We start from the raw sequence: 386 nt of genomic DNA, 5'->3' as shown, positions 1-386 counted from the left end.
CACGATCACCCGGCCCACGCCCGCGACCAGGTCCATCGCGCCGCCCATGCCCTTGATCAGCTTGCCGGGGATCATCCAGTTGGCCAGGTCGCCGTTTTCCGCCACCTCCATCGCGCCCAGGATGGCGGCGGCGATCTTGCCGCCCCGGATCATGCCAAAGCTGGTCGCGCTGTCGAAATAGCTGGTGCGGTCCAGTTCCGTGATCGTCTGCTTGCCGGCGTTGATCAGGTCGGGGTCCTCCTCGCCCTCGAAGGGGAAGGGACCCATGCCCAGCATGCCGTTTTCCGATTGCAGCGTGATGTCCTTGTCGCCCACGTAATTGGCGACCAGGGTCGGGATGCCGATCCCCAGGTTCACGTACATGCCGTCTTCCAGCTCCTGCGCGG

At 65.3% G+C, this 386-nt stretch carries 1 protein-coding gene; it reads right to left on the bottom strand.

Annotated elements, in window-relative coordinates; translation table 11 throughout:
• Positions 1-386, bottom strand: a 386-nt coding sequence (locus IE00_RS19365) for a CoA-transferase (RefSeq protein ID WP_305790327.1), incomplete at both ends; no start/stop codon positions are given.

The sequence above is a fragment of the Paracoccus sp. SM22M-07 genome, assembly GCF_001887735.1.
Lineage (GTDB): Bacteria > Pseudomonadota > Alphaproteobacteria > Rhodobacterales > Rhodobacteraceae > Paracoccus.
The sequence above is the reverse complement of the archived record's forward strand: the minus strand, read 5'-3'. Positions and strand labels throughout refer to the sequence as shown.